Origin of the sequence: Herbaspirillum sp. UBA812, from assembly GCF_002296545.1 — a bacterium.
Lineage (GTDB): Bacteria > Pseudomonadota > Gammaproteobacteria > Burkholderiales > Burkholderiaceae_D > Herbaspirillum > Herbaspirillum huttiense.
Genome location: NZ_DBIC01000053.1, coordinates 15,485 through 29,449, shown reverse-complemented (window position 1 = coordinate 29,449; position 13,965 = coordinate 15,485). Strand labels below are relative to the sequence as shown.

Below are 13,965 nucleotides of genomic sequence, written 5' to 3'. Positions count from 1 at the left end.
GCGTTTCATTGCGGGCCAGCGCGTGCTCTCCACGTTCTGGGGCGGCTGGCTCGATGGTCCCTGGCCGCAGGGCACGCTGGCGCTGGGCGCACCCGGTCCCGGCATGCTGGCCGAGTACGTGCTGCTGCAGGAAGACTGGGCCGTCGCCGCGCCATTGCACTTGACGGATGCGCAGGCCAGCACCCTGCCCTGCGCCGGTCTCACGGCGTGGATGGCGCTGGTGGAGCACGGTCACTTGCATGCCGGGCAGACGGTGGTGCTGCAAGGCACGGGCGGCGTGGCGCTGTTCGGTGTGCAGTTGGCGGCGGCACATGGCGCGCGCACCATCATCCTCTCGGGCGATGCCGGCAAGCTGGAACGCGCACGGGCGCTGGGTGCCACGCACGGCCTGCTGCGCAGCCAGCATCCGGAGTGGCAGCACGAGGTGCGGGCTCTGACGGAAGGACGGGGTGCCGATCATGTGCTGGAACTGGTGGGCGGCGAGAACATCGGGCGCTCGCTGCAGGCCCTCAGGCAAGGCGGCCGCTTGTCGGTCATCGGCTTGCTCGGGGATGCGCAGTTGCAGACTTCGATCTTCCCGTTGCTGCTGGGTCGCCACACCATCCAGGGCATCGGCGTCGGTCACCGCCGTGCGCTGGAAGACCTGGTGCGCGCCGTGGATCACCTGCGCCTGGTGCCGGTGGTGGAACAGGAATATGGATTCGCGCAGTTGCCCGAGGCACTGGCGCATCTGGAGCGTGGGCCCTTCGGCAAGGTGGTGGTGCGCGCGGATCGCTGAACGAAGCTGCCGTGATGCCCGCCGGAAAGTGAGTACAAGCCTTGCCGGGCGGGCAGTTCCCGCTTGTTACGATTGCTTGCAACGCTCACTGACGCTTGCACTTTCCTCCGAACCTTGTGGTGCGGGATGCGTTCAGAGTTTCACGCATGACGCAAATGGAGCTGAGCGGCAGGTCACGAAACCGCTCATCAATTTGCGGCATCGGGGAAGCTGAGAATCAGACCTTGTCCGACATAGCGCAACAGCAAGCCTGCCTATAGTGATGGACATGGATCAACGATCCAGCGACCCGACCTTACTGAAAGCCTCGGGCTTTTTGATAAACACAACGCAAGGAGGTAAGCATGAAGACTCGTCACATCCTGATTTCGTCCCTGTTCATGGCCCTGGCCGGTAGCGCCATGGCCCAGAATGCACCGACCAACGGCACCGCCGTGGGTGCTGCACCGACCGCGCCGATGAGCGCCACCGCGACCACGCCGTCGGCTGTGCCGTCGAACGACCCGTTCGTTCAGAAGCGCCAGGCTGATGCCGACGCCAAGGCCGAGTACAAGGCGCAGAAGAAGGCCGCCAAGCAGGAGTACAAGGCCGACAAGAAGGCTGCCAAGGCGCAGCTGAAGCAGGAAAAGAAGGACTCCACCGCTCAGCGCAATGAAGCCCTGGCCACTTCGCCTGCCACCCCGACTGACAAGACTCCGTAATTTGACAGACTGAGGTCTTGAGGATTATCCCCGGCTGCGGCCGGGGATTTTTTTTGTCCGCTTCTATTCGCCTGTTGGCATTTTCAATTGCGTCCCTGCCGCCACAAGCGCCGCGCCAGCCAGGCCGCCGCCATCACCTGCAACAGCATGAAGGCCGCCACCGCATTCCAGCCCGAGTGTTCCCAGAACCAGCCACCGGCCGAACCGAGGACACTGCCGCCCAGGTAGTAGGACAGCAGATAGAGCGAGGCCGCATGGCCGCGGCCGCTGCTGGCCATGCGCCCGACCCAGCTGCTGGCGGCCGAATGCGTGGTGAAGAAACCGACGGTCAGCAGCACGATGCCCGTGATCACCAGCGCCAGTGACGAGGTGCAGGTCAGGAACAGTCCGGCGCACGAGGTGGCGATGCCGGCCGCCACCAGCGGTGCGCGGCCATAGCGGTCGGCCAGCGAGCCGGCCCAGGAAGAGGACACGATGCCGAAGATGTAGGCGCTGAAGATCAGCCCGGTCAGCGTGGCCGAGAGCGAGAACGGCGGGCTCATCAGACGGAAACCCGCATAGTTGTAAGACGTGGCGAAGATGCCCATGTTGAGCGCCGCGATGCCGAAGGTCAGCGGCAGGCGCGCATGGCCCAGATGGCGCTTCCACAGCGCGACGTGATCGCGCAACTGCATCGTGCCGTTGCGCACGAAGTTGCGCGAGGCCGGCAGCATCAGCACGAAGGCCACCGCCAGCGCCAGATCCAGCGCGCCGATGACCAGCATGGCATGACGCCAGCCGATGTGCTCGGACATGGTGCTCATTGCTACCCGCCCCACCATCCCGCCAAAGGCATTGCCGCCCACATACAGCCCCATCGCATAGCCCAGCCCGCTGGCATCGATTTCTTCCGCGAGGTAGGCCATCGCCACCGCCGGTACGCCACCCAGTGCGATGCCCTCCACCGCACGCACCACCAGGATCAGCTCCCAGTTTGGTGCCACCCCGGCCAGCAGGTTGCAGCAGGCCGCGGTGGCCAGCGAGGCGAACATCAGTTCCTTGCGGCCGTAGCGTTCCGACACCATGCCGGCCAGCAGAATCGACACCGCCAGAAAACCGGTCGACAGCGAGAGTGCCAGCGATGCGCTCGCGGCACCGATGCCGAATTCCTGCGCGAAGGCGGGCAGCAGTGGCTGCACGCAATACAGCAGCGAGAACGTGGCGAAACCGGAACAGAACAAGGCCAGAACGATGTTGCGATAGGCGGCTGATCCGCGCACGGCCCCGCGCGGCAGAACGGTGCCGGGTTGCTTGACCGGCTTGCCGTGGAGGGCGCTGCTGCCGGTGGTGGAGGTGTCGGAGACGGACTGCATGGCGATGCGCGCGCCAGGGATGGGCCGGCGCACGGGGTGTGTTGTGGAGGGAGGCAGTCTGGAATAATTCGGCTATATTGTCCAATATATGGCACGCACGCTCGCCATCTATGAAACAGATATCAGCCACTCTTCACAGGGCGCCCGACATGGAACTCCGACACCTCCGCTATTTCCTGGCCGTGGCCGAACAGCGCAGTTTCACGCGCGCCGCCGAGAAGGTCGGCATCGGCCAACCGCCGCTGTCGATGCAGATCAAGGATCTGGAAGCCGAGATCGGCGGTGCCCTCTTCCTGCGCACCTCGCACGGCGTGGAGCTGTCCGAGGTCGGCCGCGTGTTCCTGCCGCACGCACAGAAAGCGGTGGACGATGCCGAGCAGGCCTTGCGTGCCGCGCAGCAGGCGGCCAGTGGCGAAGTGGGTTTGTTGCGCATGGGATTTACTTCGTCGGCGGTGTTTCATCCGCTGGTGTCGCACGCCTTGCAGCAATTCCGCGAACGCCATCGCAAGCTGGAAATTTCCCTGAGTGAAGGCATCACCGAACAGCTGCTGGCCGATATTGCTGCCTCACAACTGGATGCGGCCTTCGTGCGCATCGTCACCACGCCTTCGGCGGAGCTGGGCGTGGTCGAGCTGCCGGCGGAAAAACTGAAGGTGGCGCTGCCGCGTTCGCATCCGCTGGCGCGGCGCAAGTCGCTGCACTTGCAGGATCTGGCCGGGGAGAATTTCATCATGGTCCCGCGCGGCAAGGGCTCGGCACTCTATGACAACATCTTCAGCGCCTGCCAGGCGGCCGGCTTCGATCCGCAGGTGATCCAGCTGGCCCCGCAACTGACCTCGGCCATCAATCTGGTGGCCGCGGGGCTGGGCATCTCCATCGTGCCTGAGGCGATCGAACAGGTGCAACTGGCCCAGGTGCGCTATATCGACATCCGCGAGCCGGCGCCGCGCGCGCAACTGTCGCTGGCGTATCACCGGCAGTCGATTGCGGCCTCGCGCTTTGCGGCGCACTTGCAGCGTTCGCTCAAGCGCAGCGCGCCGGACAAGTGAGTTGAATAAAAGTCCTAGTTGGACTTGAAGCGCCCCAGCACCGAGTTGGCCTGCCGCAGGAAGGCGCGCGGATGCGCCTCCACCAGCAGTTCCAGCGCGGGCAGCATGCGCTCCAGCGCGATGGTCAGTGCGATGTCGCTGATCTCCTCGCCCCACAGCACCTTCTGCACGAAGGCGGCCGGGCCGATCTCGGCGATCAGGCTCATGCTCATCTGGCGTTCCAGGGTGTCGGTGCGCGGACCGAAGGTCTCGTCGAAGATGCGCAGGATGGCGTCTTCCAGGTCCACCGAGCCGGATGGATGGGCGGGGCTGGCATCGGCCTCGTCATCCTGGCCCCCGGCCCGCAAGGGTACCGGGTCAATGGGTGCCGGCCTCTGGCTGTTGTCGATCAGTGCGCTGGCTTCGCCAGCCATGCGGCTCAGTTGCTGTACGTGCAGCGTCAATGCGCTGATTTCAGCCAGCAACGTGCGCAGCGGCATCGGCTGCGGCATGTCGGATCCGGCGGGCCCTGCTGGATGTGGAATCATCTTGTTGTTGTCACTCAGGCCGCCAGGCCTGGTCCCGTGCAAGCTGCTTGAATCGATCGCACCGGCCTGGCCACCCCCACGCGGCCCTTCCGGCTCCCAGTCATCCGGCCTGCGCAGCCGGTCATGCATTTCCCTGCGGAAACAAAAATAAGTATAGTGCGCTGCAAAAATTTACGCATGGAAATTTCAACGGGATTCGGCGAAGAAGCGACATGATTGCCGAAATTATTGTTCAGATGATAAAAGAAAATGATGAAGTTGCGTTTCTTTCATTATCTTTAATCCAACACTTTGGAGAGGATTGCGCGGCTGCGGCTGCGGCATATCGCCGCAGCCGCGCCGGACAAGGCCGGGCGGGGCGCTGGCGGTCAGCAGCCGTCAGGCGTTCATCAGGGTGAAGCAATATAATGAGAATCGTTCCTGAATCCTGATCAGAAGAAAAACCATGCGTCTTACTGAACTAGCCAAGGGGGTCGGTGCCATCGTCGACCAGGTGACTGACCTTCAACCCGCCGATGCCGTGGCCGCGCGCCTGCGCGACCTCGGTTTCGTGCGCGGTGAACCGGTGCGGGTGGTGGCCAGCGCGCCCTTTGGCGGCGATCCCATCGTGGTCCAGATCGGCTCGACGCGATTTGCCCTGCGCCGTGCCGAAGCCGAGCGCGTGACGCTGGCTGCGGGAGCGGCGGCATGAGCAGCGCCGCCCTCAACATCGCCCTGGTGGGCAATCCGAATTGCGGCAAGACCGCCCTCTTCAACCAGCTGACTGGCGCGCGCCAGAAGGTCGCCAACTACGCGGGCGTGACCGTGGAGCGCAAGTCGGGTGCCTTCACCGCCCCTTCCGGACGCCATGTACGTGTGATGGACCTGCCGGGCGCTTACAGCCTGCAATCGGTGAGCCCTGATGAACGCGTGACGCAGGCGGTGCTGGCCGGCCGCTATCCCGGCGAGACGGTGCCGGACCTGATCGTCTGCGTGGCCGATGCCACCAACCTGCGCCTGCACCTGCGCTTCGTGCTGGAGGTGCGCCGCCTGGGCCGGCCCATGGTGCTGGCGCTGAACATGATGGATGCGGCCGCCCGGCGCGGTATCCGCATCGACGTGGCGGCGCTGTCGCAGCGCCTGGGCATGCCGGTCATCGAGACCATCGCGGTCAGGCGCGGCGGCACGCGCGCGCTGGTGGCGGCCATCGATACGCAGGCCCCCGTGCCCTCCCCGGCCGCCGAAGAACCGGATGACTTGCACGTGGAAGTGCGCGCCCTGCTGGCCGATACCGTGGTGATGCCAGCCCCGACCGACCGCCGCGATGATGCGATCGACCGCGTGGCCCTGCATCCGGTGTTCGGGGTGCTGTTGCTGGCGCTGACCATGTTCCTGGTGTTCCAGGCGGTGTATGCCATCGGCAAGCCGATGACGGACGCCATTGCCGATGGTTTCGGCACGCTCGGCGGCGTGGTCGGCGAGTGGCTGCCGGAGGGGCCCTTGCGCGGGCTGGTCACCGATGGCCTGCTGGCCGGGCTGGGCACGGTGCTGGGCTTCCTGCCGCAGATCCTGGTGCTGTTCTTCTTCATCTTGTTGCTGGAGGAATCCGGCTACCTGCCGCGCGCGGCCTTCGTGCTGGACAAGCTGATGGTCTCGGTGGGTTTGTCGGGACGTTCCTTCATCCCCCTGCTTTCCAGCTTCGCCTGTGCCATTCCCGGCATCATGGGCACGCGCAGCATCACCGATCCGCGTGACCGGCTGGCGACCATCCTGGTCGCGCCGCTGATGACCTGTTCGGCGCGCCTGCCGGTGTATGCCCTGCTGATCGGTGCCTTCATTCCGCATCGTCCGGTGCTGGGGATCTTCAACCTGCAAGGGCTGGCGCTGTTCTGTCTCTATGTGGCGGGGATTGCCGCCGCCATGTTGGTGGCCTGGGTGGCCAAGCGCATCGGCAATGCGCGCCAGGAGCGCGCGCTGTTGATGGAGCTGCCTTCCTATCGCCTGCCGAATTGGCGCGATATCGCGCTGGGCCTGTGGGAACGCGGCGCCATCTTCCTCAAGCGCCTGACCGGCGTGATGCTGGCGCTGACGGTGCTGATGTGGGCCATCTGCACCTTCCCCTCGGCACCGGAAGGCGCGACCCGCGCCGCCATCGATTATTCCATCGCCGGTTATATCGGCCACAGCCTGCAAATGCTGTTCGCTCCGCTGGGCTTCAACTGGCAGATCAGCCTGTCGCTGATCCCGGCCTTCGCCGCGCGGGAAACCGCCGTGGCCACCCTGGCCACCGTCTATGCGGTGGGCGGTGAAGAAGGCGCGGCGCTGCAAAGCGCGCTGGCCACGCACATCTCGCTGGCCAGTGCGCTGTCGCTGATGGTGTGGTTCGCCTTTGCGCCGCAGTGCATGTCCACGCTGGCCATCATCCGCCGCGAGACGCAGTCCTGGCGCATGGTGGCGCTGTCCTTCGGCTACATGTTCGTGCTGGCGTATGCTGCGTCCTTCCTGACCTACAACATCGCGAGGTGGCTGGCATGAATCACACGCTGTGGTGGCAATACGCGGTCATTGCCGCGCTGGTGACGGCCAGTGCGCTCTACATGCTGCGCAAGCTGGCACCCTCGGCAAGCTGGCGCTGGCAGGCGCGGCTGGCGAGCTGGCTGATTCGTCGTCGTGCGGGGATGTGGCAGGCCCTGGGCCGGCGGTGGCTGCCGCCCGCCAAGAGCGGGGGCTGTGGTGGCGGTGCGTGTGATGGCTGTGGCGATAGCGGTGATGCCCTGCCGCCGCTGGAACAGAAGATCCGGTTCCATCGCCGCCGCTGAACCCGGGATCCGGCGCGGCGGCGAGGCTTGCGGTCAGTGCAGTTCTTCGGCCTCGAAGCCGGCCGCGCGCAAGGCTTGCAGCACCTGCGCCAGATGCGGACGGCCACGGGTTTGCAGCACCAGTTCGATATCCACGTTCTGCGCGGCCAAGAGCGTAAAGGCGCGTTGATGGTGGACTTCATCGATGTTGGCACCGGCTTCGGCGACGATGCCGGTGATGCGCGCCAGCGTGCCGGGCACGTCGCGTGAACTGACCTTGACGCGGGCCAGGCGTCCGGCGCGCACCATGCCGCGTTCGATGATGGCGGTCAGCAACAGCGGATCGATGTTGCCGCCCGACAGCACCAGCCCCACGCGCTTGCCGCGGAAGCGGTCCGGATAGCGCACCAGCGCTGCCAGTCCGGCGGCACCCGCCCCTTCCACCAAGGTCTTTTCGATTTCCAGCAGCATCAGCACAGCCTGTTCGATATCGCCTTCATCGACCAGCAGCAGCTCGTCGGCTTCGCGCGCGATGATGGCGCGGGTCAGCGTGCCGGGCGTGCCGACCGCGATGCCTTCGGCGATGGTGCTGGCACCGACCGGGTGTTCCGTACCCTTGACGGCATTGAACATGGTCGGGAAGCGGCGTGTCTGCACGCCCACGATCTCGATCTCCGGCTTGATGGCGCGCGCGGCCACGGCCATGCCGGCCAGCAGGCCGCCACCGCCGATGGAAACCACCAGGCAATCCAGGTCCGGCACCGCCTTCATCATCTCCAGCGCGACCGTGCCCTGGCCGGCGATGATGGCTTCATCGTCATAGGGATGGACGAAGGTCAGGCCCTCTTTTTCGGCCAGTTCGTAGGCGTGGGTGCGGGCCGCTTCCAGGGTGTCGCCATGCAGCACGACATTGGCACCGAAGCCGCGCGTGCGTTCGATCTTCACGCCGGGCGTGAAGCGCGGCATCACGATGGTGGCTGGCAAGCCCAGCCGCTGTGCGTGATAGGCCACGCCTTGTGCATGGTTGCCGGCCGACATGGCCACCACGCCGCGCGCGCCGCCTTCGCTGGCGGCGACGTCGACCATCTTGTTGCAGGCGCCGCGTTCCTTGAAGGAGGCGGTGAATTGCAGGTTTTCGAATTTCAGGAAGACCTGGGCGCCGACGATCTGGGACAGCGTGCGCGATTCCACACAGGGTGTCTCCAGGATCTGGCCTTGCAGCCGCAGGGCGGCGGCTTCGATGTCGTTGAGCGTTGTCATGCTGAGATTGTAGAGCCAATGGGGTGATTTGTAGCAGTTCGGGCATGCAGCCGCTCAGGATGCCGCGAAAGCAAAGTCATGGGCCGTTCTGCTTGCAAATTCAAAAATCCGTCGCGTAATTTTTTGTCTGGCCGATGATAACCAGTACCTGAGTAATTGCAGTCCAGACAACACAAAATTTCTTTGCAAGTGGCCATTGAAGTCCGCCGCAGCGCCGACTAGAGTAAAGACTCGTCGCGCCGCCAGCTGCTTCCACCCGGAGAGAACAGCCAGCCCGGATGCGGCACCCGGAAGTGGCGCGCGCCCTTCCTTCTCACGCAGATCCGAACAGTCTCAGCAGTTCTCACCCAGGAGATACCCATGAGCATGGCCACCCGGCAACCGGATGTCCGATCGTCCCCGCCCCTGCCCTTCAGTCCCCTCGTTCCCCCGCGCGAACGCGCGCGCTACTACCAGCGCACCACACCCCTGCTGTTGAAACTGGTGGAACTGGATCCGCGCGAAGTCGTGGACGGCATCATGACCCCCAACGGCTTCCTGGCCGCCGAGGTCACGCCGGTGGGCCCGATGCGCGAGGCTTGCCCGCATTGTGAAGGCGTGGCGCTGCAGTTGGTGTTGCGCCACCATCATGTCAAGCGCAGCCATCTGTTCTGCCGTGTGTGCACGCGGGTGTATGACGCGTTCAACGAGAGCGGGCATTCGGTGTTGACGGTGTGAAGCCGTTCAATATCGTGAAGCAAGCGTCGATGTTATCGGCGCTTTTTTTTTGCTTGCAGCAAGCTCCGGTCATCCCATTCCCTGCGCAGGGTTTGTTGATAATCGCCAGTTTTGGTTGGAAGCAATTTCCATATGCCAAACGGGTCGGGCACGGGCCTGCGGGGTTTGTCCATGAGCGTAGTATCGATTACGTTATGAGGATGCGATGATCCCCTGCCAGCATCCATTTCGCCATCGAAGTTTCTGGAACATTCTTGACGACCTCAAGCGGTAACACAGTAGAATCAGCCCCCTCAACGCAACAAAAGAGATGCCAATGGAATACGCGTACAAGCTGATGGCCTCCCCGGCCGGTTTGCTCAAGCTGGTGGCCAAGGGGGATCACCTGGCGGCCATCCTGTGGGAGGACGACGACGCCCTGCGCGTGCGCCTGGGTGAAATGGTGGAAGATGAAGACCGTCCGGTCCTGATCGAAACCGAACATCAGCTGCGCGAATATTTTGCCGGCGAACGCGAGAGCTTCGACATCCCGCTGTATTTTGAAGGCACCGAATTCCAGCGCCAGGTGTGGTCGGCCCTGCTCGACATCCCTTATGGCCAGACCCGCACCTATCTCGATATCGCACGCCAGCTCGGCAACGACAAGGCGGTGCGCGCCGTGGGGGCTGCCAATGGCCGCAATCCCATTTCAATCATCGCGCCCTGCCATCGCGTCATCGGCACCGGCGGCGAACTGACCGGCTTTGCCGGCGGGCTGCACGTCAAGAAACTGCTGCTGGCCATCGAGGGCATTTCCACCGAGGGCCGCGATATCGGCCAGGTCATCGACCCGCGCCGCAAGGCGCAATCGCGGCGGCGCGAAGATCCCAACCAGCTGTCGCTGCTGTAAGTCCGCAAACGCAACTAACTCCTGAGCAACAGCCAGTCTGGACTTGCAGCGCGCTCAGCGCTGCATGCCCCACTTCTTCACGGTCACGCGTTCCAGCGTATTGAAGACCAGGTTCTCTACCAGCAGGCCAATCAGGATCACCATGGCCAGCCCGGCGAAGACCTTGTCGGTATAGAGTTCGTTGCGATTCTGGAAGATGTACCAGCCCAGTCCGCCTTTGCCGCTGGTGGCACCGAACACCAGTTCTGCAGCAATCAGCGTGCGCCATGCAAATGCCCAGCCGATGCGCAATCCCGCCAGGATGGAGGGCAGGGCAGCCGGCACCAGCACCTGCAGCACGAAGCCCAGGCCGCGCAGGCCATAGTTGCGGCCGGCCATGCGCAGGGTGTCCGAGACCCCCAGGAAGCCCGCATAGGTATTGACCGCCAGCGCCCACAGCACCGAATGCACCAGCACGAAGATCAGGCTGCCTTCGCCCAGCCCGAACCACAGCAGGGCGATGGGCAGCAGCGCAATGGCCGGCAGCGGGTTGAACATCGAGGTGAGCGTACCCAGCAGGTCGCGCCCGAATTGCGTCGACACCGCCAGCGTGGTCAGCACGAAGGCTGCCACGATGCCCAGCAGATAGGCCTTCAGCAGCACCTGCAGCGACAGCCAGGTCTTGCCGAACAGCTCGCCCGTCTTGAGGCCATCGATGAAAGCCTGCGCGGTCTGCAGGAAGGTCGGCAGCAGCAGGTCATTGTTCTGCCAGCGCGCGACGCCTTCCCATATCAACGCCAGCAAGAGAAGAATCGCACCCTTGCGCACCCAGCCCTGTTGCCAGATGCGCTGCGGCAGCGAGAACTGGCGCTGCAGCACCAGGCCGGGCAGGGGAGTCAGCGGCAGTTCGTATTCGTCGCGGATCGGGGGAGTCTGGGGCATGGCGTATTTCGGTCTTTAGTAAGAAAAACGGACATCGCTGAAATTGATGACCGGTGCCGCTGTGCTGGCCGCGCTGGTCTCACCGCCCTCATCGAAGAGCAGTCGATGGATGCGCTGCGCGGTCTGCTGGAAGCCCACGCCACCGAGGCTGGACAAGTCGTACTGATGGCTGTTGATCTCGGCGCGCACGCGGCCCGGATGGGGCGAGAGCAGCAGGATGCGGTTGCCCACCACCAGGGCTTCTTCGATGGAGTGCGTCACGAACAGCAGGGTGAAGCGCACCTCGTCCCACAGCGCCAGCAATTCTTCCTGCATCTTGCGGCGGGTCAGCGCATCGAGGGCGGCGAAGGGCTCATCCATCAGCAGCATCTTGGGTTGCATCGCCAGTGCGCGGGCAATCGCCACGCGCGCCTTCATGCCGCCCGAGAGCGTATGCGGATAGGCATCGGCAAAGCGCGCCAGGCCCACCTTCTCCAGGTAATGGCGCGCGCGCTCGGCGGCTTCGCGCTTGCCCAGCGTGCGCGAGGCCAGCAGCGGAAACATCACGTTCTGCAGCACCGTCTTCCACGGCGGCAGCTGGTCGAATTCCTGGAACACCACGATGCGGTCCGGCCCCGGCTGATGCACTACCTGGCCGTCGAGACGGATCTCGCCGCCAGCCGGCGGCAGGAAGCCCGCGACCGATTTGAGGAGGCTGGACTTGCCACAGCCCGAGGGCCCCAGCAGCACGAAGCGGTCTGCCGGATGCACGTCGAAACTGACTTCATGCGTGGCCTGCACCACGGCCGTGGCGGTACGGTATTGCAGGCTCACGCGGTCCACCTGCAGCAGCGGCTGCAGGCTGGCCGCGGCGCTCACGCTGGCGGTTTCAGCTGCCGGGTTGTGCATACGCTTCCTCGAAGAAGTAATCCTTCCAGCTGCTGGCGCGATTCTTCAGCACGCCCAGCGCATGCAGCTGCTCGGCATAGACGAAGGTGCGCTCGGGCGAGACGGTGAAGTTGATTTCCGGGTCTTCCACGATCTTGCGCACGAACGCCGGCGAGAGCTTGGACTTCTGCACGCGGATGAAGGTATCGGCCGCCTTGGCCTTGTTGTTGCGCACGAACTCGGCCGCTTCCACCAGCGCCTTGTAGAAGGCGCGGTAGGTCTTGGGGTTCTCGTCGTGGAATTTCTGGGTCGTGTAGAGCACGTTGAAGGTCGCCGGGCCGCCCATGATGTCGTAGGAGCTGATGACCTTGTGCACGTTCTTGTTTTCCAGCGCCTGGTACTGGAAGGGCGGGCTGGAGAAGTGCGCATTGATTTCCGAGCCGCCCGCGATCAGGGCCGCCGTGGCATCCGGATGCGAGAGGCTCACGCTGATGCTGTCGAAGCGCTTGAAATCTTCCTTGCCGAACACCTTGGCGGTCTCGATCTGCAGCGTGCGCGACTGGAAGCCGACCCCTGCGGCCGGGACGGCGATGCGGTCCTTGTCGCTGAAGTCCTTGATGGTCCTGACCTTGGGATTGTTGCTCAGCAGGTAGTTGGGCATGGAGCCCAGCGAGGCAATCGCCTTGACGTTCTGCCGGCCGCGCGTGCGGTCCCACAGCACCAGGGCCGGCGGCGCACCGGCCGAGACCACGTCCAGGGCACCGGCCAGCAGGGCTTCGTTCATGCCGGTGGCGCCCGACAGGCTGGTCCACTCGACCTTGATGTCCACACCTTCCTGCTTGCCATATTTTTCGATCAGCTTCTGGTCCTGCACCACGTCGAGGATCAGGTAGCCGATGCCGAATTGCTGGGCGATGCGAATCGTGCCTTCGGCGTGGACAGAGGCTGCGCTGCCCAGCGCGATGACGCCGGCCAGCATGGCTGCAAATGGTTTATATGATTTCAGCGAAAAAACCATTTCAGCTGCCCCCTTGGACGTGCGCGTCATCAAAGAAGTAATCCTTCACGGAGGCGGGCTTGTTCTTGATGGCCCCCACGCGATGCATGAACTCGGCCAGGCCATAGGTATTCTGCGGGGCGATCTTGAACTGCACTTCCGGGTTCTTGATGATCTGCAGCAGCAGCTTGCGGTCGGTGTTGCCCTTGTTGACCTTCAGGTAGATGTCGGCGGCCTTCTCGGGATTGGCGCTGATGAATTTGGCCGCTTCATCCAGAGCACCGAGGAAGGCACCGTAGGTCTTGGGATTGTCCTTGCGGAATTTCTCGGTGGCGTACAGCACGGTGGCTGAGGAGGGGCCACCCAGTACGTCATAGGACTTCAGCACGATGTGCGCGTTGAGGTTGCCCGCCAGTTCCTGTTCCTGGAACGGAGGATTGCCGAAGTGGCCGGTGATCTCGGTGCCGCCGCTGATGATGGCGGCGGTCGCATCCGGGTGCGGTACGGCGATGCTGACCTTGTCCAGCTTGTTGTACTGGGCGTCGCCCCACAGCTTGGCCGAGGCCAGCTGCAATACGCGCGACTGCACCGACACGCCCACCGCAGGCACGGCGATGCGGTCCTTGTCGCCGAAGTCGGCGATGCTCTTGACCTTGGGATTGTTGCTCACCAGGTAGTACGGGAAGTTGCCCAGCGAAGCGACGCCGCGCACGTTCTGCTTGCCATAGGTGCGGTCCCAGATGGTCAGCAGTGGGCCCACGCCGGCGCCGGCGATATCGACCGAACCCGACAGCAGCGCGTCATTGACGGCCGAACCGCCGGAGAGCTTCAGCCACTCCACCTTGATATCGACCCCGGCCGCCTTGCCGTGCTTTTCGATCAGTTGCTGGTCCTGGGCCACGTTCAACAGCAGATAGACGATGCCGAACTGCTCGGCAATGCGCAGCTGGCCTTCGGCGCGCGCCACCAGCGGCGCGCCCAGCAGCGACAGCGCCAGGGTGGTGGTAAAGAGACGCCGCAGGCGCCCTTTGGAAGAGAGTCGTGTAGTCATGATGTCCTGTGCGGTGGAGGTCGGCCGGCTTCGGTGGAGAATCCGACAGTGGATGTGCGGTTTCGGCTTAGAACCGTCA

General features: G+C 64.2%; 16 protein-coding genes. 9 read left to right on the top strand and 7 right to left on the bottom strand.

Annotation, left to right across the window (positions count from 1 at the left end; all coding sequences use genetic code 11):
- On the top strand, positions 1-778 hold a 778-nt coding region (locus B3873_RS03195), incomplete at its 5' end, for a zinc-dependent alcohol dehydrogenase family protein (protein ID WP_286864000.1).
- A 344-nt stretch (positions 779-1,122) separates the two neighbouring features.
- The gene (locus tag B3873_RS03190) at positions 1,123-1,479 is read left to right on the top strand and encodes a hypothetical protein (RefSeq protein ID WP_286863999.1); all 357 of its coding nucleotides are present in this window, start codon (positions 1,123-1,125) and stop codon (positions 1,477-1,479) included.
- 83 nt (positions 1,480-1,562) lie between these two features.
- Here B3873_RS03190 and B3873_RS03185 read toward each other — a convergent pair whose 3' ends face one another.
- Positions 1,563-2,831: an MFS transporter gene (locus B3873_RS03185; RefSeq protein ID WP_286863998.1), complete on the bottom strand. Its 1,269-nt coding sequence runs from the start codon at positions 2,829-2,831 to the stop codon at positions 1,563-1,565.
- A 149-nt stretch (positions 2,832-2,980) separates the two neighbouring features.
- Here B3873_RS03185 and B3873_RS03180 point away from each other — a divergent pair, with 149 nt between their 5' ends.
- A complete protein-coding gene (locus tag B3873_RS03180; RefSeq protein WP_209534901.1) occupies positions 2,981-3,880 on the top strand; it encodes a LysR family transcriptional regulator in 900 nt (299 codons plus the stop codon).
- Positions 3,881-3,894: 14 nt separating this feature from the next.
- Here the strand turns inward: B3873_RS03180 and B3873_RS03175 are convergent, their stop codons facing one another.
- Positions 3,895-4,371, bottom strand: coding sequence for a hypothetical protein (locus B3873_RS03175; protein WP_286863997.1), 477 nt, complete (start codon positions 4,369-4,371; stop codon positions 3,895-3,897).
- 248 nt (positions 4,372-4,619) lie between these two features.
- Here B3873_RS03175 and B3873_RS03170 point away from each other — a divergent pair, with 248 nt between their 5' ends.
- From B3873_RS03170 to B3873_RS03155, 4 genes are read left to right on the top strand one after another with little or no spacing between them, the layout of a single operon-like run.
- Positions 4,620-4,805, top strand: a complete 186-nt coding sequence (locus B3873_RS03170) for a hypothetical protein (RefSeq protein WP_286863996.1) — start codon at positions 4,620-4,622, stop codon at positions 4,803-4,805.
- A 47-nt stretch (positions 4,806-4,852) separates the two neighbouring features.
- On the top strand, positions 4,853-5,098 hold the full coding sequence (locus B3873_RS03165; protein WP_034332290.1) for a FeoA family protein: 246 nt from the start codon (positions 4,853-4,855) through the stop codon (positions 5,096-5,098).
- Positions 5,095-6,921, top strand: a complete 1,827-nt coding sequence (gene feoB / locus B3873_RS03160) for a ferrous iron transporter B (RefSeq protein ID WP_286863994.1) — start codon at positions 5,095-5,097, stop codon at positions 6,919-6,921. The genes B3873_RS03165 and feoB overlap by 4 nt, the downstream gene beginning before the upstream one ends.
- A complete protein-coding gene (locus tag B3873_RS03155; RefSeq protein ID WP_286863993.1) occupies positions 6,918-7,205 on the top strand; it encodes a DUF6587 family protein in 288 nt (95 codons plus the stop codon). Before feoB ends, B3873_RS03155 begins: the two co-directional genes overlap by 4 nt.
- 33 nt (positions 7,206-7,238) lie before the next feature.
- Here B3873_RS03155 and B3873_RS03150 read toward each other — a convergent pair whose 3' ends face one another.
- Positions 7,239-8,444: a threonine ammonia-lyase gene (locus B3873_RS03150; RefSeq protein ID WP_039782897.1), complete on the bottom strand. Its 1,206-nt coding sequence runs from the start codon at positions 8,442-8,444 to the stop codon at positions 7,239-7,241.
- 360 nt (positions 8,445-8,804) lie between these two features.
- Here B3873_RS03150 and B3873_RS03145 point away from each other — a divergent pair, with 360 nt between their 5' ends.
- Both B3873_RS03145 and B3873_RS03140 read left to right on the top strand, forming a co-directional pair.
- Complete coding sequence (locus B3873_RS03145) at positions 8,805-9,161, top strand: hypothetical protein (protein ID WP_286863991.1); 357 nt, start codon at positions 8,805-8,807, stop codon at positions 9,159-9,161.
- A gap of 316 nt (positions 9,162-9,477) precedes the next feature.
- Entirely contained in the window at positions 9,478-10,050 is a 573-nt protein-coding gene (locus B3873_RS03140) for a methylated-DNA--[protein]-cysteine S-methyltransferase (RefSeq protein ID WP_286863990.1), read from the top strand.
- Between the two features lie 54 nt (positions 10,051-10,104).
- Here B3873_RS03140 and B3873_RS03135 read toward each other — a convergent pair whose 3' ends face one another.
- From B3873_RS03135 to B3873_RS03120, 4 genes are read right to left on the bottom strand one after another with little or no spacing between them, the layout of a single operon-like run.
- Complete coding sequence (locus B3873_RS03135; protein ID WP_039782903.1) at positions 10,105-10,971, bottom strand: ABC transporter permease; 867 nt, start codon at positions 10,969-10,971, stop codon at positions 10,105-10,107.
- Positions 10,972-10,986: 15 nt separating this feature from the next.
- On the bottom strand, positions 10,987-11,859 hold the full coding sequence (locus B3873_RS03130; protein ID WP_134137622.1) for an ABC transporter ATP-binding protein: 873 nt from the start codon (positions 11,857-11,859) through the stop codon (positions 10,987-10,989).
- Positions 11,840-12,817, bottom strand: coding sequence for an ABC transporter substrate-binding protein (locus B3873_RS03125; RefSeq protein WP_198516396.1), 978 nt, complete (start codon positions 12,815-12,817; stop codon positions 11,840-11,842). The genes B3873_RS03130 and B3873_RS03125 overlap by 20 nt, the downstream gene beginning before the upstream one ends.
- A gap of 40 nt (positions 12,818-12,857) precedes the next feature.
- Positions 12,858-13,886, bottom strand: a complete 1,029-nt coding sequence (locus B3873_RS03120; protein WP_286863989.1) for an ABC transporter substrate-binding protein — start codon at positions 13,884-13,886, stop codon at positions 12,858-12,860.
- Between the last annotated feature and the right edge of the window lie 79 nt (positions 13,887-13,965).

Excerpts from the sequence above, each read along its gene's own strand:
- B3873_RS03140 (WP_286863990.1), top strand. The coding sequence starts at position 9,478 with ATGGAATACGCGTACAAGCTGATGGCCTCCCCGGCCGGTTTGCTCAAG.
- B3873_RS03165 (WP_034332290.1), top strand. The coding sequence starts at position 4,853 with ATGCGTCTTACTGAACTAGCCAAGGGGGTCGGTGCCATCGTCGACCAG.
- B3873_RS03145 (WP_286863991.1), top strand. The coding sequence starts at position 8,805 with ATGAGCATGGCCACCCGGCAACCGGATGTCCGATCGTCCCCGCCCCTG.
- B3873_RS03135 (WP_039782903.1), bottom strand. The coding sequence starts at position 10,971 with ATGCCCCAGACTCCCCCGATCCGCGACGAATACGAACTGCCGCTGACT.
- B3873_RS03155 (WP_286863993.1), top strand. The coding sequence starts at position 6,918 with ATGAATCACACGCTGTGGTGGCAATACGCGGTCATTGCCGCGCTGGTG.
- B3873_RS03175 (WP_286863997.1), bottom strand. The coding sequence starts at position 4,371 with ATGCCGCAGCCGATGCCGCTGCGCACGTTGCTGGCTGAAATCAGCGCA.
- B3873_RS03150 (WP_039782897.1), bottom strand. The coding sequence starts at position 8,444 with ATGACAACGCTCAACGACATCGAAGCCGCCGCCCTGCGGCTGCAAGGC.
- B3873_RS03180 (WP_209534901.1), top strand. The coding sequence starts at position 2,981 with ATGGAACTCCGACACCTCCGCTATTTCCTGGCCGTGGCCGAACAGCGC.
- B3873_RS03190 (WP_286863999.1), top strand. The coding sequence starts at position 1,123 with ATGAAGACTCGTCACATCCTGATTTCGTCCCTGTTCATGGCCCTGGCC.
- B3873_RS03125 (WP_198516396.1), bottom strand. The coding sequence starts at position 12,817 with ATGCTGGCCGGCGTCATCGCGCTGGGCAGCGCAGCCTCTGTCCACGCC.
- B3873_RS03130 (WP_134137622.1), bottom strand. The coding sequence starts at position 11,859 with ATGCACAACCCGGCAGCTGAAACCGCCAGCGTGAGCGCCGCGGCCAGC.
- B3873_RS03120 (WP_286863989.1), bottom strand. The coding sequence starts at position 13,886 with ATGACTACACGACTCTCTTCCAAAGGGCGCCTGCGGCGTCTCTTTACC.
- B3873_RS03185 (WP_286863998.1), bottom strand. The coding sequence starts at position 2,831 with ATGCAGTCCGTCTCCGACACCTCCACCACCGGCAGCAGCGCCCTCCAC.
- B3873_RS03170 (WP_286863996.1), top strand. The coding sequence starts at position 4,620 with ATGATTGCCGAAATTATTGTTCAGATGATAAAAGAAAATGATGAAGTT.
- feoB (WP_286863994.1), top strand. The coding sequence starts at position 5,095 with ATGAGCAGCGCCGCCCTCAACATCGCCCTGGTGGGCAATCCGAATTGC.